The following is a 21,709-nucleotide window of genomic DNA, read 5'->3' as shown; positions in this document are numbered from 1 at the left end:
GACTGTCCGGTTGAGCATGTTCGCGATCTTGTACGATGTCTTATCACAGGGTAAAACTGTCGTCCCGTCCAATAATAATTAACGGAGACGCACGATGGATGTTTCGCAACCTGCAACCGCCGCCGATCAGGGCCGGCGGGTGTTCCTGAAAAAATCCCTGGTGGTCTCGGCCGCCGCCGCCACCCTTGGCAACCTGCCCGGGCTCGCCCAGGCCGAGCCCTTGAGCCAGCGTTACCCGGATCCACTGATCAATATCCTTGACCCCAGCTTCATGGACTTGCGTATTTTCAACGCCAGCGTGGAGAAGCTCGCCACCGGCCTGCGTTGGGCCGAAGGGCCCGTATGGGTCGGTGACGGGCGTTACCTGCTGGTCAGTGACATTCCCAACAACCGCATCGTGCGCTGGGATGAAATCACCGGCGGCCTGTCGGTGTACCGAGAGAATGCCAATTTCTCCAACGGCATGTGCCGCGATCGCCAGGGGCGGCTGCTGGTGTGCGAAGGCTCTACCACCTCCAGCGAAGGCCGACGCATCACCCGCACCGAACACAACGGCACCCTCACCGTGCTGGCGGACAGTTTCGAGGGCAAGCCTTTCAACTCGCCCAACGACATCGTCTGCAAGCGGGACGGTTCGGTCTGGTTCACCGATCCGCCGTTCCAGACCGGCAACAACTACGAGGGGCACAAAGTCACGCCCGTCCAGCCCCACGCGGTGTACCGCATCGACGGCGAAACCGGCAAGGTCAGCCGGGTGATCGACGACCTGGCGGGGCCGAACGGGTTGTGTTTTTCCCCGGACGAAAAAATCCTCTATGTGGTCGAAGGCCGGGCCAAGCCCAACCGCCTGATCTGGGCCATCGCTGTCAAAGACGACGGCACCCTGGGCGAGCGGCGCAAGCACATCGAAGGCTTGGATTATGCGGCGATCGATGGGATCAAGTGCGATGAAAGCGGCAACCTCTGGTGCGGCTGGGGCGGCAACGGCGACCCCAAGGCCGACCTGGAAAAGCTCGACGGCGTGCGGGTGTTCAATCCCGAAGGCAAGGCCATCGGGCACATCTCCCTGCCGGAGCGTTGCCCCAACGTCTGCTTCGGCGGTCGGGAAGGCAATCGGTTGTTCATGGCCGGCAGCCATTCGTTGTATTCGCTGTTCGTGAATACACGGGGGGCGACGTTTGCCTGATGCAACAACTGATCTTCAGCCTGTTGACCATTGTGGCGAGGGGATTTATCCCCGCTGGGCTGCGAAGCAGCCCTAAGCTCAGTCAACCTCATGAGCCTGATGCACCGAGATGCCAGGCTTTAGGGCCGCTTCGCGGCCAGCGGGGATAAATCCCCTCGCCACAGGTTCCTTGTCATGCCAAAGAGGCCGTACTGCCCCGCACCGTCAACTCAAACGGCAGCACCACATGCCGTTCGGCAATCGGCTTTTTCTCGATCAGGGCAATCAGCATCTCCACCGCTTTTTGCCCAAACATCTCGGCAGGCTGCGAAATGGTCGTCAGGGGCGGGTCGCAGTAGGCGGCGAACGGGATGTCGTCAAAGCCCACCAGGGAAATGTCCTTGGGCACTCGCAAGCCCATTCGCTTGATACGCCTGAGCGCGCCGATGGCCATTTCGTCGTTTTCACAGAACAGCGCACTGGGGCGATCGGCCAGCGCCAGCAACGCACCGGCACCGTCGTCACCGGCCTTCAAGGTGAAGTCGCCATGGCAGATCAGGCTGGGGTCGACGGCAATGCCGGCCTGGTGCAGGGCATCCTGGTAGCCGGCCACGCGGTCCAGGGTCAGGGGGCTGCTGCGTGGTCCCTTGATGATGCCGATGCGGCGATGGCCGAGGCCGATCAGGTGTTCGGTCATGGCCTGGGCGGCGGCTCGGTTATCGAGGCTGATGGTCGGGTAGGGGGCACCTTTGACCACTTCGCAGGCGTTGACCAGCGGCAGGCTGTCGGCGCCAGTGGGCATCGATTCGAACGGATCGCTGGCACGCAACTGGATTACCCCGTCGGCCTGGTGGGCGTAGACCAGGGCGGCGAATTCCCGCTCGATCTGCGCCCGACCCTGGGTGTCGCACAACAGCAACCGATAACCCGCCGCCTGCGCAGCCTGTTGTGCGCCACTGATGACCCGAGCGAAAAACGTGTTGGCGATGGCCGGTACCAGGATCACCAGATTGCCGGTCCGGCGGGAGCGGAATTGCACCGCCATCAGGTTGGGCCGATAGCCGGCCTGTTCCACTGCCGCGTTGACCTTGTCCCGTGTTTCGGGGAGTACCCGCTCGGGCGATTTCAGGGTTCTGGACACCGTGGCCACCGAAACACCCGCCAGCCGGGCCACCTCACGAATGTTGGACAAAATCACCTCGGGGAACAGGGGGTACGGTGGGGGAGCTTACCGCAGGTTGAGCGCCTCACAAATATTCCACGGTGACCCTGTGGGTTTGACACGCGGGAAAACTGAGCCTAGATTTCCGCCATGATGTAACCGGTTACATCGACATCCTGACGGGAAGAGAATCGCGATGAATCCTGTAGCACCGAAAATAAGAATGGGCTTCGTCGGCGGTGGAGAGGGCGCTTTCATCGGCCAGGCTCACCGTCAGGCCGCGGGCCTGGACGGCGGTTTCGAACTGGTGTGCGGCGCGTTCAGCCGCGACCCGCACAACACTCGGCAGACGGGTACGGCCCTGGGCCTGGCCACGTCCCGTTGTTATCACGACTGGCAGCAAATGCTCGACACCGAAGCGCTGCTGCCGCTTGATCAGCGCATGGAGTTGCTGGTCATCGTCACCCCCAATCATCTTCATGCGCCCATCGCCAGCGAGGCCTTGAAAGCCGGTTTCCATGTGTTCAGCGAGAAGCCCGCCGCGCTGGACCTCAAGGAACTGCTGGCCCTGCGCGAGGTGCTGCACGGCAGCCGTTGCCTCTATGGCCTGGCCCACACCTATCTGGGCTATCCCATGGTGTGGCAGGCCCGGGACATGGTGCGCTCGGGCGTGATCGGCCAGGTGCGCAAAGTGCTGGTCGAGTACCCCCAAGGCTGGCTCAGCCAGGATGTCGCCGCCCAAGGCAATAAGCAGGCCGAGTGGCGCGACGATCCCGGCCAGTCCGGCCTGGGCGGTTGCATCGGCGACATTGGTACCCATGCGTTTTCCCTGGCCGAGTTCGTCGCGGACCAACCGATCCAGCAGCTATGCGCGGCGTTGGGCACGCACGTCCCGGGGCGGCAACTGGATGACGATGCGGCGATGCTGTTCAAGATGGCGGGCGGCGCCAGCGGTGTGTTGATCGCAAGCCAGGTCTGCACCGGCGAAGAGAACCCGCTGAAGATTCGCGTCTACGGCGACAAGGGCGCCTTGGAGTGGCGCCAGGAAGAACCGGCGAGCCTGGTCCATCGCGCCTTCGACCAGCCTTTGCGCATCCTGCGTAGCGGCGTTGGCCAGCCGTGGCTGTGCGAGGCGGCCGCGCGGCGCATGCGTCTGCCGGCCGGGCATCCCGAGGGCTACCTGGAAGCCATGGCCAACCTCTACGGCGATTTCGCCCACGCCATTCGCAACCATGTCGAAGGCCCCGACGCTCCAGGCGTACCGGGCATCGAGACCGGCTTGCGTGGCATGGCGTTCATCGAGGCCGCCATCCTCAACCACCGTGGCGACGCGAAATGGACCACCGTGCAAACCGGAGCATCCCTGTTGTGAATACCCTCGACAAGACACCGAGTGGCCTGCGCGGCCCAGGCATTTTCCTGGCGCAGTTCATGTCCGCCGAAGCCCCGTTCGACACCCTGGCCAACATCGCCCAGTGGGCCGCTTCACAAGGCTACAAGGCCATTCAACTGCCGACATCGGGCACGCAATACATTGACCTGGCCCGGGCCGCCGAGAGCCAGGCCTATTGCGATGAGCTCAAGGCCACCTGTGCCCAGGCCGGTGTCGAGATCAGCGAGTTATCGACGCACCTGCAAGGCCAGTTGGTGGCGGTGCATCCGGCGTTCGACGCGCTGTTCGATGACTTCGCCCCGGCCCATTTGCGTGGCCAGCCCCAGGCGCGGACCGAGTGGGCGATCGAGCAACTCAAGCTGGCCGCCCGCGCCAGCCAGCGGCTGGGTCTCAAGGCCCATGCGACGTTTTCCGGCGCGCTGCTGTGGCCGTATCTCTACCCCTGGCCGCAGCGGCCGGCGGGCCTGGTGGAGCAGGGGTTCGCCGAACTGGCCCGACGCTGGTTGCCGATTCTCGATAGCTTCGACGCGGCGGGGGTGGACCTGTGCTACGAAATCCACCCCGGCGAAGACCTCCACGACGGCGCCTCGTTCGAACGTTTCCTGGAGGCGGTCGATCATCACCCGCGGGCGGCGATTCTCTACGATCCCAGTCATCTGCTGCTGCAACAAATGGACTACCTGGGCTTCATCGACCGTTACCACTCACGTATCCGCATGTTCCACGTCAAGGACGCCGAGTTCCGCCCCGATGCCCGTTCCGGGGTGTACGGCGGCTACCAGGGCTGGGTCGATCGTCCCGGGCGGTTCCGTTCGTTGGGCGATGGCCAGATCGATTTCAAATCGATTTTCAGCAAGCTGACCCAGTACGATTTCAGCGGTTGGGCGGTCCTGGAGTGGGAATGTTGCTTGAAGGATTCACAACAGGGCGCCGCAGAAGGGGCGGCGTTTATCCAGCGGCACATGATCAGCAAGACCGGCAAGGCGTTCGACGATTTCGCCAGCGTCACGGCGGATGAGGATTCCAACCGGCGGTTGTTGGGCTTGCCCCCAATGCCAATGACATAACCCTGTGGCGAGGGGATTTATCCCCGTTGGGCTGCGAAGCAGTCCTAAACCCTGACATCCCGGTTCGCCCAGGTTGATTGAGTCGACTGTTTTTTGGGGCTGCTTCGCAGCCCAGCGGGGATAAATCCCCTCGCCACAGGAGCTCTGCAAAACTCCATTTCCACAAGAACAACAATAAAACGGTGACGGTAATGACCACGATGAATGCACGCCTCAGCGTGATGATGTTCCTGCAGTTCTTTATCTGGGGTGGCTGGTTCGTCACCCTCGGCACCTTCCTCTCCAGCACCCTGGGCGCCAGTGGTGGGCAGATCGGCATGGCGTTTTCCACGCAATCGTGGGGAGCGATCATTGCGCCGTTCGTCATTGGCCTGATCGCCGACCGCTTCTTCAACGCCGAACGGATCCTGGCGGTGTTGCACCTGCTCGGCGCGGTGTTGCTGTATCAGCTGTATTCGGCGGCGGATTTCAGCGTGTTCTACCCGTACGTGCTGGTGTACATGGTGGTCTACATGCCGACGCTGGCCCTGGTCAATTCCGTGGCGTTCCGGCAGATGCGCGATCCGGCGCTGGAGTTCTCTCGCATCCGGGTGTGGGGCACCCTTGGCTGGATCGTCGCGGGTGTGGTGATCAGCTTCGTGTTCGCCTGGGATTCGCGCGAAGCGATCTCGGCAGGCGGCTTGCGCAATACGTTCCTGATGGCGGCCATCGCGTCCCTGGTCCTGGGGCTCTACAGCTTCACGCTACCGGCCACGGCGCCGCTCAAGGCACAGGCCAGCGCGGGCGGCGTCAAGCAACTGCTGGGGCTGGACGCGTTGGGGCTGTTGAAGGATCGCAGCTACCTGGTGTTCTTCATCGCCTCGATCCTGATCTGCATTCCCCTGGCGTTCTATTACCAGAATGCCAACCCGTTCCTGGCCGAAACCGGAATGACCAACCCAACGGCGAAGATGGCCATCGGGCAGGTCTCGGAAGTGTTGTTCATGCTGCTGTTGCCACTGTTCATCCAGCGCTTCGGCATCAAGCTGGCGCTGTTGGTGGGCATGTTGGCGTGGGCGTTGCGCTACGTGTTGTTCGCCTATGGCAATAACGGCGACCTGGCGTTCATGCTGTTCACCGGCATTGCCTTGCACGGCATCTGCTACGACTTCTTTTTTGTCTCGGGGCAGATCTACACCGACGCCAAGGCGCCGGAGCGCTTTCGCAGCTCGGCCCAGGGCCTGATTACCCTGGCGACCTATGGTGTGGGGATGCTGATCGGCTTCTGGGTGGCGGGGCAGGTGACCGATCACTTTGTCGTGGCGGGCGGTCATGACTGGCAGAGCATCTGGCTGTTCCCAGCCGGTTTCGCGCTGCTGGTATGGGTCTGCTTCCTGTTTACCTTCCGTGGCCAGCAGGCGCTCGTTGCGCCGTCAAAGGCTTGAAGCAGGGCTGGGCGTCAGTCATTTGTGGCTGACGTCCAGTTTTGTGTAGGTCACTTTCCCGCCTTCGTTGGAATAACCCTTGTTGTCCAAGGTGTAGACACCGGCCTTGAAATAGAAGTTATAGCCGTACCAGGACGGGTCCAACTTCACTTGTTTGCCCGTGCTGCCGATCAGCACCGAGAGCTTGCCTTGCTTGTCCATCTGCAGCGAATAGGAGAAGGCCTTGTTCAGCGGCACGTTTGGCACGGTGTAGATCACCGGGCTTTTCTTGTCCTTGGGCTTGACCCGGTATTCCACGTCGATATTGCCGGTGCCCTTGGCGTAGCGGTACACCAGTTTCAATAACGGCGTGGGGGCATCCTTGGCGTGGATCTGCGCCACCACCACCCGACCTTCTGAAGGTACCTGGTTCACCGCCAGGGTGCCCTTGAGGGTATTGGTGCCGCTGTTGTAGCGCCAGTTGCGCAGCTTGCCGTCCTTGCCGGTTTCCCGCAGTTCGGAGCGCGGGTACTCGCTTTTACCGGTATGAGAGCCGGTGACCGGCGCCCAGAAGACGATCCGCTGGCCGTTATTGTCGAAATACTTGTTTTTCAGGGTCGGCATGGCTTTGGTCGCCACGACCTGCGCCGGCGTTTGCACGGGCAGGGTAATGTTCCAGACAGTCAGGTCAATCATGATAAAACCCTCCAACGGGACCGGCCGCTACCTGGCGGCCGTCAAGACAGAAACTGCCTTCCGTGGCGCAGTTTTCATGTTATCGACGGGGGGCTGTTTCGCTGGAGGCGCACCTGACGGATGGCTCTGCGGCGAGCCTTTCAGGCACTGAATTGGGCGGATTTTCGTGTGTCAATTTGTTGCTGATCGGTTAGAGTACGCGCCGCCCGAGAGACGGATCCCGGGCGTCTTCCCATGGAGCGTCAAATGAATTACATCAGCAAAGTTGTCGCCTGCACACTGTTGGGCCTGGCCCTGGCGGGTTGCACCGGCACCCCGATGAAAACCCAGCAATACGACAGCAGCCAATACACCGTTGTCGGCCACAGTGAAGCCAAGGCCACCGGCCTGCTGCTGTTCGGCCTGATCCCGATCCGCCAGAACAACCGTTTCGTACGTGCCCAGACCGCGGCGATCAAGGCCAAGGGCGGTGACGCCATGATCAACACCCAAGTCCAGGAAAACTGGTTCTGGGCCTGGGTCCTGACCGGCTACACCACCTCGGTGTCCGGTGATGTGGTCAAGCTGAAAAGCGTTCAGTAACACCCTGCTTCAAAGGTAAGCGAGCCTGCCGGTTGTAAAGGCGCTTGCCTGTGGCGAGGGAGCTTGCTCCCGCTCGATCGCGCAGCGATCGCAAAAGGGCCGCTTCGCAGCCCAGCGGGAGCAAGCTCCCTCGCCACAACAGCCCTATCTGCCGGATCCTCGATCACTGTCCTCCCACCACCATATGCGTGAACGGCGCCACATATGCCTGCAACGTCACCAGCCCGCCCACCAGAATCGCCAGTACCACCGAGTGGAAAAACACGTAGCGCAGGATTTCGCCTTCGTGACCGTACCAACGGGTCGCGGTGGAGGCGACCACGATCGACTGCGCGTCGACCATCTTGCCCATCACCCCACCGGAACTGTTGGCTGCAGCCATCAACACCGGGCTGATGCCCAATTGCTCGGACGTGACCCGTTGCAAGCCGCCAAACAACACGTTGGAGGCGGTGTCCGAGCCGGTCAGTGCCACGCCGAGCCAGCCCAGCAGGGTGCCGAACATGGGGTAGAAAATGCCCGTGGCGGCGAAGGCCAGGCCCATGGTCGCATCCAGGCCTGAATACCGCGTGAGGAACCCCAGGGCCAACATCGCCACAATGGTGATCAGCGAGTAGCGCACCACCCAGAGCGTTCGCAGGTAGTGGTGCAGCAGTTGTGGAATGGAATAGCCCATCAGCAAGCCACCGAGAATCGCGGCCAGGAAGATGCCGCTGCCCGTGGAGGTGAACCAGTTGAACTTGTAGACCGCTTCCTCGGTTTTAGGCTGGGGCACCACGGGCGGGACTTTTTCGATCTGCTGGTGAATGGTGCCGAAGGTCACCAGGGGCGAGAAGATCGGATTGGCCTCGCGCATCGGCTTGCCTTGGGGATCCAGTCGGGCCGATTGGGTCTGGGGGTCGATGGCCGGACGGGTGTCGAACAGGTTCTTGAAGCCTTGGGTACCCCAGGCGAATACGAACACCGTGAGGATGATCCACGGCATCCAGGCCCGTCCCACGGCGGAGCGGGCGTCGCTGGAAAACGCGGCGCTGGCGACGGGTTTCTCATCCTCGCTGACATCGATCTTCGAGTTGTCGACCCGCCCGGACAGCGCGGCGGAGGTGTGCACCGTGGCCGGTTTCCAGACCTTCAGGAAACCGGTGAGGCAGGCCATGGAAATCAGCGCGGCGATGACGTCCACCAGCATCGGCCCGTGGTAGTTGGACACCAGGAACTGCGGGATGGCGAAGCTGACACCGGCCACCAGGATCGCCGGCCAGACTTCCAGCATCTTGCGCCACCCGGCGAAAGCCCAGATCAACCAGAACGGCACCAGCACCGAGAAAAACGGCAACTGCCGACCGACCATCATCGACAGCTCCATTTCATCCAGCCCGGTGACTTTGGCCAAGGTGATGATGGGCGTGCCCAGGGCGCCGAAGGCCACGGGCGCGGTGTTGGCGATCAGCGCCAGACCCGAGGCGGCCAGGGGGGAGAACCCCAGCCCGATCAGGATCGCCCCGGTCACCGCTACCGGCGTGCCGAAGCCCGCCGCACCCTCGAAAAACGCGCCGAAGCAAAAGGCGATCAACAGCAGTTGCAGACGCCGGTCGTCGGTGATGCGCGCGAGGGAATCCTGCAGGACCTTGAACGAACCGTTTTCGGTGGTCAGCCGGTGCAGGAAAATGATGTTGAGCACGATCCAGCCGATGGGCAGCAGGCCGTTGGCCGCGCCATAAAGCGCCGCAGACCCGGCCATGCCAGCGGGCATGCCGAAGGCGAAAATCGCGATCAGCAAGGCCGAGGCCAGGGCCAGCAAGGCCGCCAGGTGTGCCTTGACATGAAAGAACGCCAGGGACGCCAGCATCACCACCACCGGAACCGCCGCCAGGAGCGTGGACAGCACCGCATTACCGAAGGGATCGTAGACTTGTTGCCAGACCATGTTCCACCTCTGCTTTTTATTGTTGGAAGTGCAGGCCCCAAGGGGGATTGGCAGAAAAGTATAGGCGGGGATTGGAGAAGGGGATTGGGACCTTATGACTCTGGTTATTAAGTGTGGGAGCGAGCTTGCTCGCGATAGCGGTGGGTCAGTTGCGTGGTGATTGGCTGAAGCACCGCTATCGCGAGCAAGCTCGCTCCCACATTTTTTGCCTGTGTTCCTGCTCAGGGGGATGCGCTATGTCGACGGGTGTGCTTCGACGTTGTCCAGCGCGCGGTTCGTCAGCAATCCGCTGGGTTAACCAAGCACCTGTGGCTAGCGCGGATCAGCGCTCACCTTCCTCCAGGCGAAGCCCGAGGCTCAAGTCATCGCAGCTTTGCGACCAGGCGACCAGCCAGTCGGGCATGGCTGGCGATTGTTCGGCCAGGCCCAGCTCGCGGATGAACTCAGCCGGTGCAATCGTGCCTTTGGCCGAGCGGAACAGGCCGCGCATGATCACCACCCCGACCACACGTCCCTGGCTGATGAAACGGTGCTCCATGAACGTCCATTTTTCGTCCCAGCCGAGCAGGCGGGTGTGCACCTCGAACGCCTCGAACAGTTTCAACTCCCGCCTGAACTTGCCCCAGACATCCCCCACGATAGGCACCGCCCGGTTGCGCAACGCCACTTTGTAGGCGCCGCTGCGCAGCACGTAATCCATGCGTCCCACATCGGCCAATGTGAAGTAGCGTCCGTTGGTGACATGGCGATTGAGGTCCAGGTCCAGCGGCCATACCCGCATGCGCACCACGGTGGTGCCCAAGGGCGCCGCCGGCTTGCGCCACGGGCGGCGGAACAGCATCAGCAACAGTCGGAACCAGAGATTCATAAGTAGGCCGTGAAGAGGGAAAGCGGCGCACTCTAGACCCCGTGCAGGGAGCGGGCTAGGTGCGAAAATGACGATTTGTGTGGCAATCGCGCATTTGGGGCATGTTCGAGAGGCTTTTGTGGCAGGAAGCAAGCTCCCTCGCCACAAAAAGCAGTGCGGCGCTACAAAAGCGCAACGCGCTCGTTCAGCCCTTCGCCGCCATCGCCGTCACTTCCACTTTCATGCCTTCAACCGCCAGCGCTGCCACACCCACCGCCGCACGAACCGGCCAAGGCTTGGCGAAGAAGCGTTTGTAGACCTCGTTGAATGCGGCGCGGTCAGCCATGTCGGTCAGGTAGATGGTCAGGTGCAGGACCCGGTCCATGGAACTGCCGGCGCCCTCCAGGGCCTTCTTGAGGGCTTGCAGGGTGCATTCACTCTGCCGGGTGATGTCACCCAGTTCCAGGCTGCCGTCGGCGTGGGTGGGGATTTGCGTGGAAACCAGCAGGCCGCCGAAACCGGCGACGTCGGAGGAAATGGAGTCCGCATCCGGATCTGGAATAAACGTGATGTCTGGGTTGCTCATGCAAAGCCTCATGTTGGAAAAGAAAAAGAACCGCCGCAGTTTACCGTCCCATGCTGCGTCGTTTCTGCATTCCTTTATCCGCGCGCTCCCAGCCATCGTTTTGCACCAGCGCCTGGAGGTAGGCCTCCAGCGCCAGGGTGCCGTGCAAGGCGTCGTCGTCCACGTCGAAGCCACTGTCGAGGCTGACGGCGCTCATGCGCGCATGGGACTGCGCCGCCGCGGGACTGCGAATCAAAGTCCGCCCTGAGCCGGCCGTTGGGCTGTCATCGTCGGCTCAAGGGCCGGTTGCGCGCCGTTCAGACGTGCGGCCAGTTGTTGTGCCTGCTCCCAACCCAGCTCGGGCTCCAGCCAATCGAGTGCATCTTCGGCGCTGAAGGCCAGCACCCGCTGCTGCTGGTTGGCGATGTCGCCATACGTCACCAGGGCCAGGCCGTCACAGCCAAACGGCGTCTCGCTGGCCTGGGCCAGGGCGGCCAGGAAGATCGGGGTCGACTGCCGGGTGGTCGTATAGAGGAGGCGTTGCGCCTGGGAGGGCGAGGCCGGGGCTTGCGCCTCATACCAGCCTTCCACGGCGACCAGTACGCGGCCTTCGTGCTTGATGGGGTCGAAGACCTTGGAGCGCATGACCAGATGCAAGGGCAGATGCGTCAGCGGCGGCATCGTTCCCACCGACCAGATCGGCGACCAGCCCCAGCGAACCTTGATGCACTCCAAGTGCCCGCGGCGACGGCGAATGGCGCTGACCTGCATGTTTGGCTTGATCAGGTTGTGCTCCTGGGCCTTGGGCGGCGCTGTCAGGTACAGGTCCAAGGGTGTCACGCTTGTACCGAACCGGCTGCCGTGCGTGTCTCGCTGGGCGAAATACGCCAGGGAGTCCTTTGAAGAACCGTGTTGAACAAGACCGTCGCACATAACGAAAACTCCCGGCAGTGAACCGCAAAGAAGCCTTGATCTACCCGCCGTTCAAGCCGTGACGTCGACGCGCGTCAGCGTGGCTTCCAGCGGTGTCATGTAGGTCCGAGCCGTCGGGAATGGCTTGGTTCGAAAATACTCACGATGGGGAGACGAGCGGGCGATGAGGAAGCCCATCGCGAGCAAGCTCGCTCCCACAATGGATTTGGGGTGGGTCGGGATGTTCGGGTACACAGCCGAATCCCCGTGGGAGCGAGCTTGCTCATAGCGGTGTATCAGCCTGCGGGGGTGTTGGCTGTGCTGACGCCATCGCGAGCAAGCTCGTCCCCATACCGCTGTGCATTGATGAAGTCCACGAACGCCCGCAACGGTGAGGGCAGATAGCGGCGGCCGGGGTAGTAGAGGAACGGCCCGGTGAAGCGCTGCCACCAGGGTTCGAGTACCGGTTCGAGGGCACCGCTGTCCAGATAGGGTCGCAACCAGTCTTCGAACAGGTAGACGATGCCCAGACCGTCTACAGCGGCTTGCACCGACAGGTCCACCGCACCGCCAATGCGCGTGATCAGCGGGCCGCTCGGGTCGACGCTGATGGTTTCGCCGCCACGCTCATACTCCCACAGCGGCATCGCGCCGCTGGGGAACTTGCCCCGCAGGCACGCGTGTTCCAGCAGGTCTCTGGGATGTTCCGGCCTGCCCCGCGCATCGAGGTACGCCGGTGCCGCGGCCGTGGCGAAGCGCTGGAAGCGGGGGCCGATGGGGATGGCGATCATGTCTTGCTCAAGGCGTTCGTCGTAGCGAATGCCCGCGTCACAGCCGGCCGCGAGCATGTCGACGAAGCTCTCTTCGGTGACCACCTCCAGGCGGATGTCGGGATAGCTTTTCAGGAACGGCGTGATGATCGCCGGCAACACCAGCCGGGCCGCGCTGACCGGTACGTTCAGCCTGAGGGTGCCCGAAGGACGGTCGCGAAAGTCGTTGACCACGTCCATCGCCGCCTCGACCTCGCCCAAGGCCGGGACGATGCGCTCCATCAACCGCGCACCGGCCTCGGTCGGTACCACGCTGCGGGTGGTGCGGTTGAGCAGGCGCACGCCGAGCCGGCTTTCCATTCGGCGTACGGCATCGCTGAGGCTCGACGCGGACTTGCCGCTCACCCGCGCGCCTTCACGAAAGCCCTTCCCATTGACCACGGCCACAAAGGCCAGCAAGTCTTGAATATCCGTCGCCATTGTTCTCTCCGCCGTACAACCCGTGCTGATTGCACCTGATTATCAAGGGAATGGTCAACGCCTATAGTCGGCCCACTCACATTGATCCGAGGGCGATGAGATGAATATTGCAGGCAAGGCAGGCAGCTTTTTACTGGGCGATCGCACGGTCAATCGCATGGGCTATGGTGCGATGCAGTTGGCGGGGCCCCAGGTCTTCGGGCCACCCAAAGACCCGGCGGCCGCCATCGCCGTGTTGCGCGAAGCATTGGCGAGCGGGGTGAACCACATCGACACCGCCGATTTCTACGGGCCCCATGTCACTAACCAACTGATCCGCGAAGCGCTGCACCCTTATGCCCAGGACCTGGTCATCGTGACCAAGGTCGGTGCCGTGCGCGGTGCCGATGCGTCCTGGAACCCGGCCCATAGCCCCGCCGAGCTGACCCGGGCGGTCCACGACAATCTGCGCAACCTGGGAGTGGAGGTCCTGGACGTGGTCAACCTGCGGGTGTGGGGCGATATGCATTCGCCCACGGAAGACTCCATCGAAGAATCGTTCACGACACTGGCGCAGCTACAGAGCCAGGGCCTTATCCGTCACCTGGGCCTGAGCAACGTCACGGCCACGCAGGTCAAGCAGGCCCAGGGCATTGCCAAGGTGGTCTGCGTGCAAAACCACTACAACCTGACCCATCGCGATGACGAACACCTCATCGCCGACCTGGGCCGGCAGGGCATCGCCTACGTGCCGTTCTTCCCCCTGGGCGGCTTCACACCGTTGCAGTCGCAAACCCTCTCCAGTGTGGCGGCGCGCTTGCAGGCGTCACCGCTGTGCGTGGCCCTGGCGTGGTTGCTGCAACGTGCGCCGAATCTGCTGCTGATTCCCGGCACATCGTCCCTGGCGCACCTGCGGGAAAACCTCACGGCGAGTGAGCTGACGATCCCTGCGTCAATGCTCGCCGAGCTGGACACGTTGGTTTAGTGGCCTGAAAGACCAACGTCTCGCCATCCTCCGGTATCAATAGCCGGTCTCCAACGCCCGCCTTCATGGCGGCTGCGGCAAGGGCTTTGCGTGTCGTCGGGCAGTGGCTGATCGCTTCCAGGTGATTGGCCACGACGGTCCCGCGGGACAACCGGGTGAATTCCAGCGTCTCGTCGATGCCCATGATGATGTCGCCACCGATATCGAACCGTGCCCCGCCTGCCGGCACCACGCTGACCTGTGGCTGGTGGCGCAAGACGAATTCGCACACGGTGGGGGTGAGCACGGTGTCGCCGGTGAGGTAGACACTCGGTTCGCCGGGCAGCTCGATCAGGTAGCCGACGCCATGCTCCATCAGCTTGCCCACCAGGCCCAGCCCATGGGTGCATCGGACGGAGCGAAGGGTGCCGCCCAGGAATGGGTGGGGTTGGTCATGGGCCTGGGCAAGCGGCTGGACATTCAAACCACGTTTGGCGAGGTACGGAGCGTCATGGGGTGTACAGAAGACCGGGATCTGTTTTTCCCTCAGCCATCGCTTGGCCGCGCGGTCCAGATGGTCGAAATGGCCTTTCTGGCAGTGGGTGATCAGGCAATGGGTGACGGTCTCGAGGGCCTGCGCTGTTGAGGCCGGAAGCTCCACCAGCGGATTGCGCTGCGTGGCCCCAAATAGCCGAAGCGGCGGCAACGTGCCCTTGTCAGCCAGCATCGGGTCGACGAGTACACGATACGGGCCGAATTCAAGAATGATCGTGGCGTTACGGATCTGCTGGATGTTCATGAGGCGTTCCTGTTGAGCGAGCGCCTCATGGTGCCGCTTCGGTTCCGTGTGCATAATGGCCGGATATGACATATTTGATTCGTTTCAAGCCATGATCAAAAAACTTCGAGTCGGTCTGCTCCTGTTTCCCGGCTGCATGCCCGCAGGCCTGTTCGCCTTCGCCGATCTGCTGCATGCCGCCAACCGCAGGAGGGGGCGGGCGTTGTTCGAGGCACGCTACATCGCCTTACAGGCCGGGCCGGTGGTGTGTGCCCATGGCATGGCCCTGCACGCGGAAGCGGCCCTGGGCAGCACCGGGCTGGACGCCGTTCTGGTTCCCGGTTTCTGGGCCGAATCGGCCGAGCAGGTGAATAGGCTGCTGGCTGATCAGACAGCCCTCGTGAGCGCGCTGTCCAAGCATGCCCGAGCGCTGCAGCTCTGGTCGTATTGCACCGGCGTCTGCCTGCTGGCCGCCAGCGGCCGCCTGGACGGGCAGGGCGCGACGGTGACCTGGTGGCTGGCGCAAGCGATGCACCAGCAATATCGAAAAGTCCATTGGCAAAGCGAGCAGAACTGCGTGTTCAACGAACGTACGGCGACGGCGTCCGGGGTGAACGGCTACCTGCCCATTGCCGAAAAACTCATCGAGCGCAGCGTCAGCAGCGACGTGCTGCGGGACATTACCCGGCTCATGGTGCTGCCGCGCCCGGCCATTCCCCATGGGGCGTTCCAGGGCAGCACGCTGATCGAGCAACCCAGCGGATGGTTGCGACAGTTGCATGGGTTGATCGAACAGATGCCGGCGGAGCGGATCACGGTGCAGGCGCTGGCAAGCGCGCTGGCGGTCTCCGAGCGCACCTTGGCACGCAAGGTCAGCCGTGAGACAGGTCAGGCCGTCGCGGCCTACGCCCGGCGCATCAAGTTGAACCAGGTCAGCGAACGTCTGACGTTGACCACGCTGCCCCTCGCCAGCATCGGCGCTGAGCTGGGTTTCAGCAGCAGCTCCAACTTGCAGCGGATGTTCAAGGCGCTGACCGGGCTGACGCCGGCGCAATACCGGCGCAAGTTCGGGCGTGCATGACGCCGGTCAACCCGGCGTCTTGTCGGTTTCGTTGCGATGGTGTTCCGGCCAGCTATCGACGGGGTGGGCACGGTCTTCGTTGAACATTTCCGTGAGCAGCGCATTGGCGCGTCGGTAGGCGTCGTGGCGGAACTTGAGGTCGTCTTCCGGCTGGGCGACGATCTCCTCCAACATCTTGAGGTTCAGCCGCCGGAACTGATCCGCCCGTTCACGCGCTTCGTAAGCCCCGACCCCCATGTGCTCCAGTGCACTGCGACCCAATGCCAGCGCACTCTCGAAGGTTTCCCGCTCGGCGGCCTCCACGCCCATCTGTCGCAGGGTGATGAGGTGGCCCATGTCCCGCGCCCGCACGATCAGTTGCAACGCGGGGAAGTGCTCCTGGGCCAGCCGGGTCAGCGTCAGGTTGTCTTCCCGATTGTCGATCGCGTTGATCAACACCACCGCTTGGGCCGCGCCGGCCGCATGCAGCAAGTCGAGGCGCGTGGCATCGCCATAAAAGACTTTCACCCCGAACTTGCGCAGCGTCTCGATGTTGTCAGGGTCGTGATCCAGTACCACCACCTCGACGCCGCAGGACATCAGCAGGCGTCCGGCGATCTGCCCGAAGCGGCCGAACCCGGCGATGATCACCCGTGGGTTCTGCTGGTCGACGAGGTCGGATTCGCGTTTGTTTTTCCGGGTGACGGACTCGAAGCGACCCAGCAGCAGGATCAGCAAGGGCGTCAGGCACATGGACAAGGCCACCGCCAGGGTCAGGCTCTTGCCCCATTGATCGGTCAAGATGCCGGCCACGGTCGCCGCGCCAAATACCACGAAGGCGAACTCGCTGCCCTGGCCCAGCAACACCGCCTGCCAGGAGCGCTGGCCGGCGGGGACGTTGAGGAACCGGCCGGCCATCTTGATCACCAGCAGTTTGATCAGGATGAAACCCAGGGTCAGGGTGATGACTTTCAGCGGTGCGTTGACCAGGGTGCCGAAATCGATCGACATGCCGACGCCGATGAAAAACAGACCCAACAGCAGGCCCTTGAATGGCTCGATGTCGCTCTCCAGGGCATGTCGGTATTCGGAGCTGGCGAGCAGCACCCCGGCGAGGAACGCGCCCATGGCCATCGACAGGCCGGCTTCCTCCAGCAGAAAACCGAAGCCGAACACCAGAAAAAGCGCGACGGCACTGAAAATCTCCCGCAAGCCTGAGCGTGCGGCGAAGCGCAGCAGCGGTCGCGTCACGTAGCGCCCCAACAGCACGACGATGGCGATGGCGGCGACGATTTTGCCAATCGATAGCAACAGCGCGGTGCCCGAAGGGGTGTCGCCGTGGGCCGACAACAACGGGATCATCGCCACTAGGGGAATCGCTGCGATGTCCTGAAACAGCAACACGGCAAAGCTGCTGCGCCCGACTGCGGTGGCGGTCAGGTTGCGTTCGCTCATGGCCTGCATGGCGATGGCCGTGGAGGACAGGCTCAGGGTCAGGCCGACCAGCAACGCTGCCGTCCAGTTCAGGCCCAAGGCCGTGCAGAACAACCCAATGGCAGCGCCACAGGCGAGCATCTGCAGGGCACCGCCACCAAACACCATCCGGCGCAGAGCCCAGAGCCGTTTGGGGTCGAGCTCGAGGCCGATGATGAACAGCATCAGCACCACGCCGATTTCAGCGAACTCCAGGATGGCCTTCACATCGGTAATCAGCTTCAGCCCCCACGGGCCGATGATGCACCCGGCCAGCAGATAACCCAACACCGGGCCGAGGCCAAATCGAACGGCGATCGGTACGATCAGCGTCGCCGAGGCCAGGTAGATGAGCATTTCAATCAGGCTGTGAGTTTCCACTTCAATCTTCCTTCCAGGCGGCCAGGCGAGCGGCATAGTGTTCGATTTGGGCGTGCTGGGCATCCGCTTCGGCGGCATAGGCGCCATGCACGACGACCGGCTCCAGCCAGCGCATGCCGCAATAGATGGCCGTGGCGTGGAGGGGTTGGGCCAGCGCAGCAAAATCTGGGTAGTCGCCGATCTGGAAATGCGCCTGATTGCCGCCGGTGGTCACGGCCCACAGCAGGGGCTTGTCCTTGAGAACCGTGGCGCCTTTGCCATAGGCCCAGCCGTGGGTGAAGACTTTATCGATCCACAGTTTCAGCAAGGGCGGGGAGCTGTACCAGTACATCGGGTGCTGGAGGACGACCAGCTCAGCTTGTTCCACCGCACGCTGTTCCGCCTCGACGTCGATATCGAAGTCGGGATACAGCGCATAGAGCGAACGTATGACCACGTCCGGGTTGCTCGATGCTCGCTTGAGCATCTGCTGGTTGACCCGCGATTTGTCGGGGTAGGGGTGCGCGTAAATGATAAGAATCATCGGTGAATTCCTTGGTTTGGCTCCGTCGATTCTTGTCTGTCGTGGGCGCGAACGATGGCACTGGGTCGAGCGATACAAACAAGAGCGCCTTCTCGGAACAGGGGTGAGCCGGAAAGGCCGGACATCCTACCGAGGAAGGCGCCGATTGTTTAGCGCGGATCGACACATCGGGGCCTTCAGTCAAGCGGCAGCGAGATCCTGGCCTCCAATCCGCCACCCTTGCGATTGCGCAGGGTCAGCGTCCCGCCGTGCTCCAGCACCGTCGCCCGGGCCGCCGACAGGCCGAGCCCGACGCCGCCAGTGTGCTTGTTGCGGGAACCTTCTATGCGAAAGAAGGGCGTGAAGACCTGCTTAAGGTATTGGGCGGCGATGCCAGGTCCTCGGTCCAGGATGCGAATGTCCACATGGTGGGCGTCGGCTTCGAGTCGAACCGTCGGCTCGCCGCCATATTTGATCGCGTTGTCGATCAGGTTGACCAAGGCGCGCTTGATGCCGATGGGCCGACCGACATACACCAAGCGCTGAGCACCTTCGAACCCAACTTCGGTGCCGGCGTCCTTGAGGTCGTCGACGATAGTGTGTAGCAGTTCGGCCAGGTCGAACGCGGTGGCATGTTCAAGCCGGGCATCGTCGCGAAAGAACTCCAGGGCTGAATTGACCATCGCCTGCATTTCGTCCACGTCCCTGAACAAGCGCGATTGCTGCTCGGCATCCTCGATGAATTCTCCGCGCAGGCGCATGCGGGTCAGCGGCGCGCGCAAGTCATGGGAGATGGCGGCGAGCATCTGGGTGCGGTCCTGCAGGAAATGCTTGAGCTGGGCCTGCATGGCATTGAACGCGAGGATCGCCTGGCGGATTTCGTGGGGGCCGATGACCGGAATCGATGGCGCCTGGTGATCGACGCCAAAGCGTCGGGCGCCTTCGGCAAAGCGTTCCAGTGGAGCGGCCAAGTGCCGGGTGGCGATCAGCGCGACGATCAACGTCGAGAGCAGGATCAGCGCGATGATGATCCCGTTGCGCGCCCATTCGCCCAGCCCCCAACTGCGCGAGGGCACGGAGAAAATCACCCACGAATGGTCGGCCAATTCGATGATCACTGCGTAGCGCGCATCCGGGTGGTCGGCCGGCCAGTCGCCCGGTTCGTAGGCTTCGATCCTGGCGTCCGGCCGGCCCAATTGCTGGCGCAGGAGCGCCGAACCTTCACTGAACTGCGGGTCGTCGATCACCGGCAGGCGCGCCTCTTCATGCCGCTGCAACCAGTGGGCGTTGAACGCCTGGTCGCTGGCGGCCGCGGCGATCGCGGGGCGTTGTGCGGGGGCGACGGAGTCGATGATGCGGGTGATGGCGGCGGCCTTTTCCATCAGGCCGGTTTCCATCAGGGGAGGGCGCGCCCAGGCACCGGCCAGCAGGCTGAACAGTTCGTTGAGGGTCAGCAAGGTCAGCATGGCGATCATGGTGGTCAGGGCGATCCAGCGCGCCACCGTGTCTCGTGGACGCTGAGTGCCCGAGCGCGAGGGTTTCATCGCTTCACCACGTGAGGGCTGAAGAGGTAGCCGCTGTTGCGCACGGTGCGGATCATCGACGCACCGGTGATGTCGGTCTCCAGTTTGCGCCGCAGGCGGCTGACCTGGACGTCGATGCTACGGTCGAACGCCTCGAAGGTTTCGCCGCGAGCCAGGTCCAGCAACTGTTGGCGAGTCAGCACCCGGCGCGGGTGTTCGGCAAATACCAGCAGCAGTTCGAACTCGCCGGTGGACAGCGGGATCATGACCTTGTCCGGCGAGCGCAGCTCGCGGCGGGTGACGTCCAGTTGCCAGTTTTCGAACTCCAGGATGGGCCGGGCGGGGTCGCTCAACGCCTCTCTGGCTTCACCGGTGCGCCGCAGCACGGCACGCACCCGGGCCAGCAGCTCCCGCGCATCGAAGGGCTTGGTCAGGTAATCGTCCGCCCCCAGTTCCAGGCCAACGACGCGATCACTCAACTCGCCCATGGCAGTGAGCATGATGATGCCGACCGTGTGCTCGGCCCGCAGCCGTTGGCACAGCACCAGCCCGTTGTCCCCCGGCAACATGACGTCGAGGATGATCAGGTCCGGCACCCGGCGCTCCACCGCCTGCCACAGGGCATTGCCGTCGGCGGCCACATCCACGCTGTAGCCATGTTGTTCGAGGAACTTGCGCAAGAGGGCGAGGACTTCGAGGTCATCGTCCACCAGTAATAAATGGCTCACGGTGGGCACGCAGAGTAATGAATACAGGAGGGGATACTAGGGTCAATCCAGGGCCTGCGTCATATATTTCAACCCGGTAATAAAGTTGCCGGCGGGCAATATTCTGGAAATCTGCGGGCAAGAAAACGGCGGCAGGATGGCCTTGATGTCGGTCAGTTAAACCACCCACCAACACCGCCCCCTGTGGCGAGGGAGCGGTGTTTGGTTTTCGACCGGCCCAGGCAGCATCCCATTCCTCGCCGAGATAACCCTGTATGCCGATCACCAAGCCCGCTCCGTTGTTCGTTCGATCCACCGTCGTGGTTGTATTGGCGGCACTCGCCAGCGGTTGCTCCAGTACGCCCGCTGCAACGCCGGGCTCGTGTGAAAGCGCGACCTACACCGTTTACGATCCCGCGGAACCGGTTAACCGCGGCATATTCGCGTTCAACCGAACCGTGGATGACTATGCGCTGGCCCCGGTGGCCCGTGGTTATCGCAAGCTGCCGGAGACGTTCCAAACCGGCGTCCACAACTTCGTGGCGAACTTCGGCGAGCCCAAGGTGTTCATCAACGACTTGCTGCAAGGCAATGCCCAACGCTCGGTCAACACACTGGGCCGTTTCGTCATCAACACCACTGCGGGCATCGTCGGGCTGATCGATGTGTCGGGCAAGCTGGGCATTGAGCGCCACAACGCCGATTTCGGCCAGACCTTCGGCGTCTGGAACCTTGCCCCCGGGCCCACCGTGGAACTGCCGCTGCTGGGCAGCGCCAACCTGCGGGACGCGACGGGCAAGGTGTTGAGTTTTGCCGTCGACCCGTTCGGCGACAACAGCAGTACCGTCGACACCCTGGGCACGATCAACACCGTCGGCGGCGTTGTCGATGGCCGTGCCGAGGCATTGCCACTGACCGACGAGTTGCAGGTCGAACCGGATTACTACGCGGCGCTTCGCGATGCCACGGCGCAGCGGCGTGCCGATCTTGTCGCGCAGGGCAAGTTGGGCGCGGTGGTGGAGGGTAACCCCCAGTGCCAGGGTGGAGCTGCTGTCGATGAGTAATCAGGCGCTGGTCTTGCATCGGCGAATGCGCTCGCTCGCGCCGGATGTATTTCACTGTCGTGAAGTTGAATTGCGCTTGGCCGAGGATGGTCGCCATGTGCTGCTCAACCGTTATGTCGAGTTGTATCGTCATGAGCACGTCAGTTGGTGCGCCATCCAGCAGCATCGGGTGCCGTTGGCGAAGATGGTGCGCTGGTTGGTCGATAACGGCGAACAGGTGAAGGATTAGTGGCGATTTGCTCTTGAGTACGGCGGTATATCGGGGGCGGATACCTTGAAACATTTTTACATAATTACATATGAATAATG

22 protein-coding genes are annotated in these 21,709 nt (G+C 62.7%); 9 read left to right on the top strand and 13 right to left on the bottom strand.

The genetic code is table 11. The annotated features are described in order from the left end of the window. Positions 1-94: 94 nt before the first annotated feature. On the top strand, positions 95-1,186 hold the full coding sequence (locus AB7M32_RS22455) for an SMP-30/gluconolactonase/LRE family protein (protein ID WP_454251419.1): 1,092 nt from the start codon (positions 95-97) through the stop codon (positions 1,184-1,186). A 172-nt stretch (positions 1,187-1,358) separates the two neighbouring features. Here AB7M32_RS22455 and AB7M32_RS22450 read toward each other — a convergent pair whose 3' ends face one another. Beyond that, on the bottom strand, positions 1,359-2,357 hold the full coding sequence (locus AB7M32_RS22450) for a LacI family DNA-binding transcriptional regulator (protein WP_454251418.1): 999 nt from the start codon (positions 2,355-2,357) through the stop codon (positions 1,359-1,361). 166 nt (positions 2,358-2,523) lie between these two features. Here AB7M32_RS22450 and AB7M32_RS22445 point away from each other — a divergent pair, with 166 nt between their 5' ends. The 3 genes from AB7M32_RS22445 to AB7M32_RS22435 all read left to right on the top strand — a co-directional run bounded on the left by AB7M32_RS22445 (position 2,524) and on the right by AB7M32_RS22435 (position 6,211). Next, positions 2,524-3,699, top strand: coding sequence for a Gfo/Idh/MocA family protein (locus AB7M32_RS22445; protein WP_454251417.1), 1,176 nt, complete (start codon positions 2,524-2,526; stop codon positions 3,697-3,699). Beyond that, a complete protein-coding gene (locus AB7M32_RS22440; RefSeq protein WP_454251416.1) occupies positions 3,663-4,787 on the top strand; it encodes a sugar phosphate isomerase/epimerase family protein in 1,125 nt (374 codons plus the stop codon). The genes AB7M32_RS22445 and AB7M32_RS22440 overlap by 37 nt, the downstream gene beginning before the upstream one ends. A gap of 191 nt (positions 4,788-4,978) precedes the next feature. Next, on the top strand, positions 4,979-6,211 hold the full coding sequence (locus AB7M32_RS22435) for a nucleoside permease (RefSeq protein ID WP_454251415.1): 1,233 nt from the start codon (positions 4,979-4,981) through the stop codon (positions 6,209-6,211). 18 nt (positions 6,212-6,229) lie between these two features. On the opposite strand, the gene AB7M32_RS22430 is transcribed toward AB7M32_RS22435, so the two are convergent. Continuing rightward, positions 6,230-6,886, bottom strand: coding sequence for a polysaccharide lyase family 7 protein (locus AB7M32_RS22430; RefSeq protein WP_454251414.1), 657 nt, complete (start codon positions 6,884-6,886; stop codon positions 6,230-6,232). A gap of 246 nt (positions 6,887-7,132) precedes the next feature. Here AB7M32_RS22430 and AB7M32_RS22425 point away from each other — a divergent pair, with 246 nt between their 5' ends. After that, a complete protein-coding gene (locus tag AB7M32_RS22425; RefSeq protein WP_454251413.1) occupies positions 7,133-7,468 on the top strand; it encodes a hypothetical protein in 336 nt (111 codons plus the stop codon). Between the two features lie 163 nt (positions 7,469-7,631). Here the strand turns inward: AB7M32_RS22425 and AB7M32_RS22420 are convergent, their stop codons facing one another. The 6 genes from AB7M32_RS22420 to AB7M32_RS22395 all read right to left on the bottom strand — a co-directional run bounded on the left by AB7M32_RS22420 (position 7,632) and on the right by AB7M32_RS22395 (position 12,969). Then, positions 7,632-9,395: an L-lactate permease gene (locus tag AB7M32_RS22420; RefSeq protein ID WP_454251412.1), complete on the bottom strand. Its 1,764-nt coding sequence runs from the start codon at positions 9,393-9,395 to the stop codon at positions 7,632-7,634. Between the two features lie 322 nt (positions 9,396-9,717). After that, positions 9,718-10,263: a thioesterase family protein gene (locus AB7M32_RS22415; RefSeq protein WP_454251411.1), complete on the bottom strand. Its 546-nt coding sequence runs from the start codon at positions 10,261-10,263 to the stop codon at positions 9,718-9,720. Between the two features lie 184 nt (positions 10,264-10,447). After that, positions 10,448-10,828 (bottom strand): RidA family protein, encoded by a 381-nt coding sequence (locus tag AB7M32_RS22410; protein WP_072406742.1) that lies wholly within the window; start codon positions 10,826-10,828, stop codon positions 10,448-10,450. 40 nt (positions 10,829-10,868) lie between these two features. Then, on the bottom strand, positions 10,869-11,063 hold the full coding sequence (locus AB7M32_RS22405) for a hypothetical protein (RefSeq protein ID WP_454251410.1): 195 nt from the start codon (positions 11,061-11,063) through the stop codon (positions 10,869-10,871). Then, positions 11,060-11,740 carry an SOS response-associated peptidase family protein gene (locus AB7M32_RS22400; protein ID WP_454251409.1) on the bottom strand — a complete coding sequence of 227 codons (681 nt, stop codon included), beginning with the start codon at positions 11,738-11,740 and terminating at the stop codon, positions 11,060-11,062. Before AB7M32_RS22400 ends, AB7M32_RS22405 begins: the two co-directional genes overlap by 4 nt. 275 nt (positions 11,741-12,015) lie before the next feature. Beyond that, entirely contained in the window at positions 12,016-12,969 is a 954-nt protein-coding gene (locus tag AB7M32_RS22395) for a LysR family transcriptional regulator (protein ID WP_454251408.1), read from the bottom strand. Between the two features lie 100 nt (positions 12,970-13,069). Between AB7M32_RS22395 and AB7M32_RS22390 the strand changes: the two genes are divergently transcribed. Further along, positions 13,070-13,933 (top strand): aldo/keto reductase family oxidoreductase, encoded by an 864-nt coding sequence (locus AB7M32_RS22390; protein WP_454251407.1) that lies wholly within the window; start codon positions 13,070-13,072, stop codon positions 13,931-13,933. Here AB7M32_RS22390 and AB7M32_RS22385 read toward each other — a convergent pair. Next, complete coding sequence (locus AB7M32_RS22385) at positions 13,872-14,711, bottom strand: MBL fold metallo-hydrolase (RefSeq protein WP_454251406.1); 840 nt, start codon at positions 14,709-14,711, stop codon at positions 13,872-13,874. The two genes, AB7M32_RS22390 and AB7M32_RS22385, sit on opposite strands and share 62 nt — an antisense overlap. A gap of 91 nt (positions 14,712-14,802) precedes the next feature. On the opposite strand from AB7M32_RS22385, the gene AB7M32_RS22380 reads away from it, so the two are divergent. Beyond that, entirely contained in the window at positions 14,803-15,771 is a 969-nt protein-coding gene (locus AB7M32_RS22380) for a GlxA family transcriptional regulator (protein WP_454251405.1), read from the top strand. A gap of 6 nt (positions 15,772-15,777) precedes the next feature. Here the strand turns inward: AB7M32_RS22380 and kefC are convergent, their stop codons facing one another. The 4 genes from kefC to AB7M32_RS22360 all read right to left on the bottom strand — a co-directional run bounded on the left by kefC (position 15,778) and on the right by AB7M32_RS22360 (position 20,357). Then, on the bottom strand, positions 15,778-17,604 hold the full coding sequence (gene kefC, locus AB7M32_RS22375; RefSeq protein WP_454251404.1) for a glutathione-regulated potassium-efflux system protein KefC: 1,827 nt from the start codon (positions 17,602-17,604) through the stop codon (positions 15,778-15,780). Between the two features lies 1 nt (position 17,605). After that, complete coding sequence (kefF, locus tag AB7M32_RS22370) at positions 17,606-18,127, bottom strand: glutathione-regulated potassium-efflux system oxidoreductase KefF (RefSeq protein WP_454251403.1); 522 nt, start codon at positions 18,125-18,127, stop codon at positions 17,606-17,608. 176 nt (positions 18,128-18,303) lie between these two features. Further along, a complete protein-coding gene (locus AB7M32_RS22365; protein WP_454251402.1) occupies positions 18,304-19,650 on the bottom strand; it encodes a sensor histidine kinase in 1,347 nt (448 codons plus the stop codon). Beyond that, positions 19,647-20,357, bottom strand: coding sequence for a response regulator (locus AB7M32_RS22360; protein WP_454251401.1), 711 nt, complete (start codon positions 20,355-20,357; stop codon positions 19,647-19,649). The genes AB7M32_RS22365 and AB7M32_RS22360 overlap by 4 nt, the downstream gene beginning before the upstream one ends. A gap of 254 nt (positions 20,358-20,611) precedes the next feature. On the opposite strand from AB7M32_RS22360, the gene AB7M32_RS22355 reads away from it, so the two are divergent. Together AB7M32_RS22355 and AB7M32_RS22350 are read left to right on the top strand one after the other, a co-directional pair. After that, on the top strand, positions 20,612-21,400 hold the full coding sequence (locus AB7M32_RS22355; protein ID WP_454251400.1) for an MlaA family lipoprotein: 789 nt from the start codon (positions 20,612-20,614) through the stop codon (positions 21,398-21,400). Further along, positions 21,393-21,629: a hypothetical protein gene (locus tag AB7M32_RS22350; RefSeq protein WP_454251399.1), complete on the top strand. Its 237-nt coding sequence runs from the start codon at positions 21,393-21,395 to the stop codon at positions 21,627-21,629. The genes AB7M32_RS22355 and AB7M32_RS22350 overlap by 8 nt, the downstream gene beginning before the upstream one ends. Positions 21,630-21,709: the final 80 nt, after the last annotated feature.

The organism is Pseudomonas sp. R151218B TE3479 (assembly GCF_053629195.1).
Note: the sequence above shows the minus strand (reverse complement) of the source record. Positions and strands in the feature narration are given on the sequence as shown.

Coding starts and splice junctions, on each gene's coding strand:
- AB7M32_RS22455 (WP_454251419.1), top strand. CDS start 95: ATGGATGTTTCGCAACCTGCAACCGCCGCCGATCAGGGCCGGCGGGTG.
- AB7M32_RS22445 (WP_454251417.1), top strand. CDS start 2,524: ATGAATCCTGTAGCACCGAAAATAAGAATGGGCTTCGTCGGCGGTGGA.
- AB7M32_RS22440 (WP_454251416.1), top strand. CDS start 3,663: ATGGACCACCGTGCAAACCGGAGCATCCCTGTTGTGAATACCCTCGAC.
- AB7M32_RS22435 (WP_454251415.1), top strand. CDS start 4,979: ATGACCACGATGAATGCACGCCTCAGCGTGATGATGTTCCTGCAGTTC.
- AB7M32_RS22430 (WP_454251414.1), bottom strand. CDS start 6,886: ATGATTGACCTGACTGTCTGGAACATTACCCTGCCCGTGCAAACGCCG.
- AB7M32_RS22425 (WP_454251413.1), top strand. CDS start 7,133: ATGAATTACATCAGCAAAGTTGTCGCCTGCACACTGTTGGGCCTGGCC.
- AB7M32_RS22420 (WP_454251412.1), bottom strand. CDS start 9,395: ATGGTCTGGCAACAAGTCTACGATCCCTTCGGTAATGCGGTGCTGTCC.
- AB7M32_RS22415 (WP_454251411.1), bottom strand. CDS start 10,263: ATGAATCTCTGGTTCCGACTGTTGCTGATGCTGTTCCGCCGCCCGTGG.
- AB7M32_RS22410 (WP_072406742.1), bottom strand. CDS start 10,828: ATGAGCAACCCAGACATCACGTTTATTCCAGATCCGGATGCGGACTCC.
- AB7M32_RS22400 (WP_454251409.1), bottom strand. CDS start 11,740: ATGTGCGACGGTCTTGTTCAACACGGTTCTTCAAAGGACTCCCTGGCG.
- AB7M32_RS22395 (WP_454251408.1), bottom strand. CDS start 12,969: ATGGCGACGGATATTCAAGACTTGCTGGCCTTTGTGGCCGTGGTCAAT.
- AB7M32_RS22390 (WP_454251407.1), top strand. CDS start 13,070: ATGAATATTGCAGGCAAGGCAGGCAGCTTTTTACTGGGCGATCGCACG.
- AB7M32_RS22385 (WP_454251406.1), bottom strand. CDS start 14,711: ATGAACATCCAGCAGATCCGTAACGCCACGATCATTCTTGAATTCGGC.
- AB7M32_RS22380 (WP_454251405.1), top strand. CDS start 14,803: ATGATCAAAAAACTTCGAGTCGGTCTGCTCCTGTTTCCCGGCTGCATG.
- kefF (WP_454251403.1), bottom strand. CDS start 18,127: ATGATTCTTATCATTTACGCGCACCCCTACCCCGACAAATCGCGGGTC.
- AB7M32_RS22365 (WP_454251402.1), bottom strand. CDS start 19,650: ATGAAACCCTCGCGCTCGGGCACTCAGCGTCCACGAGACACGGTGGCG.
- AB7M32_RS22355 (WP_454251400.1), top strand. CDS start 20,612: ATGCCGATCACCAAGCCCGCTCCGTTGTTCGTTCGATCCACCGTCGTG.
- AB7M32_RS22350 (WP_454251399.1), top strand. CDS start 21,393: ATGAGTAATCAGGCGCTGGTCTTGCATCGGCGAATGCGCTCGCTCGCG.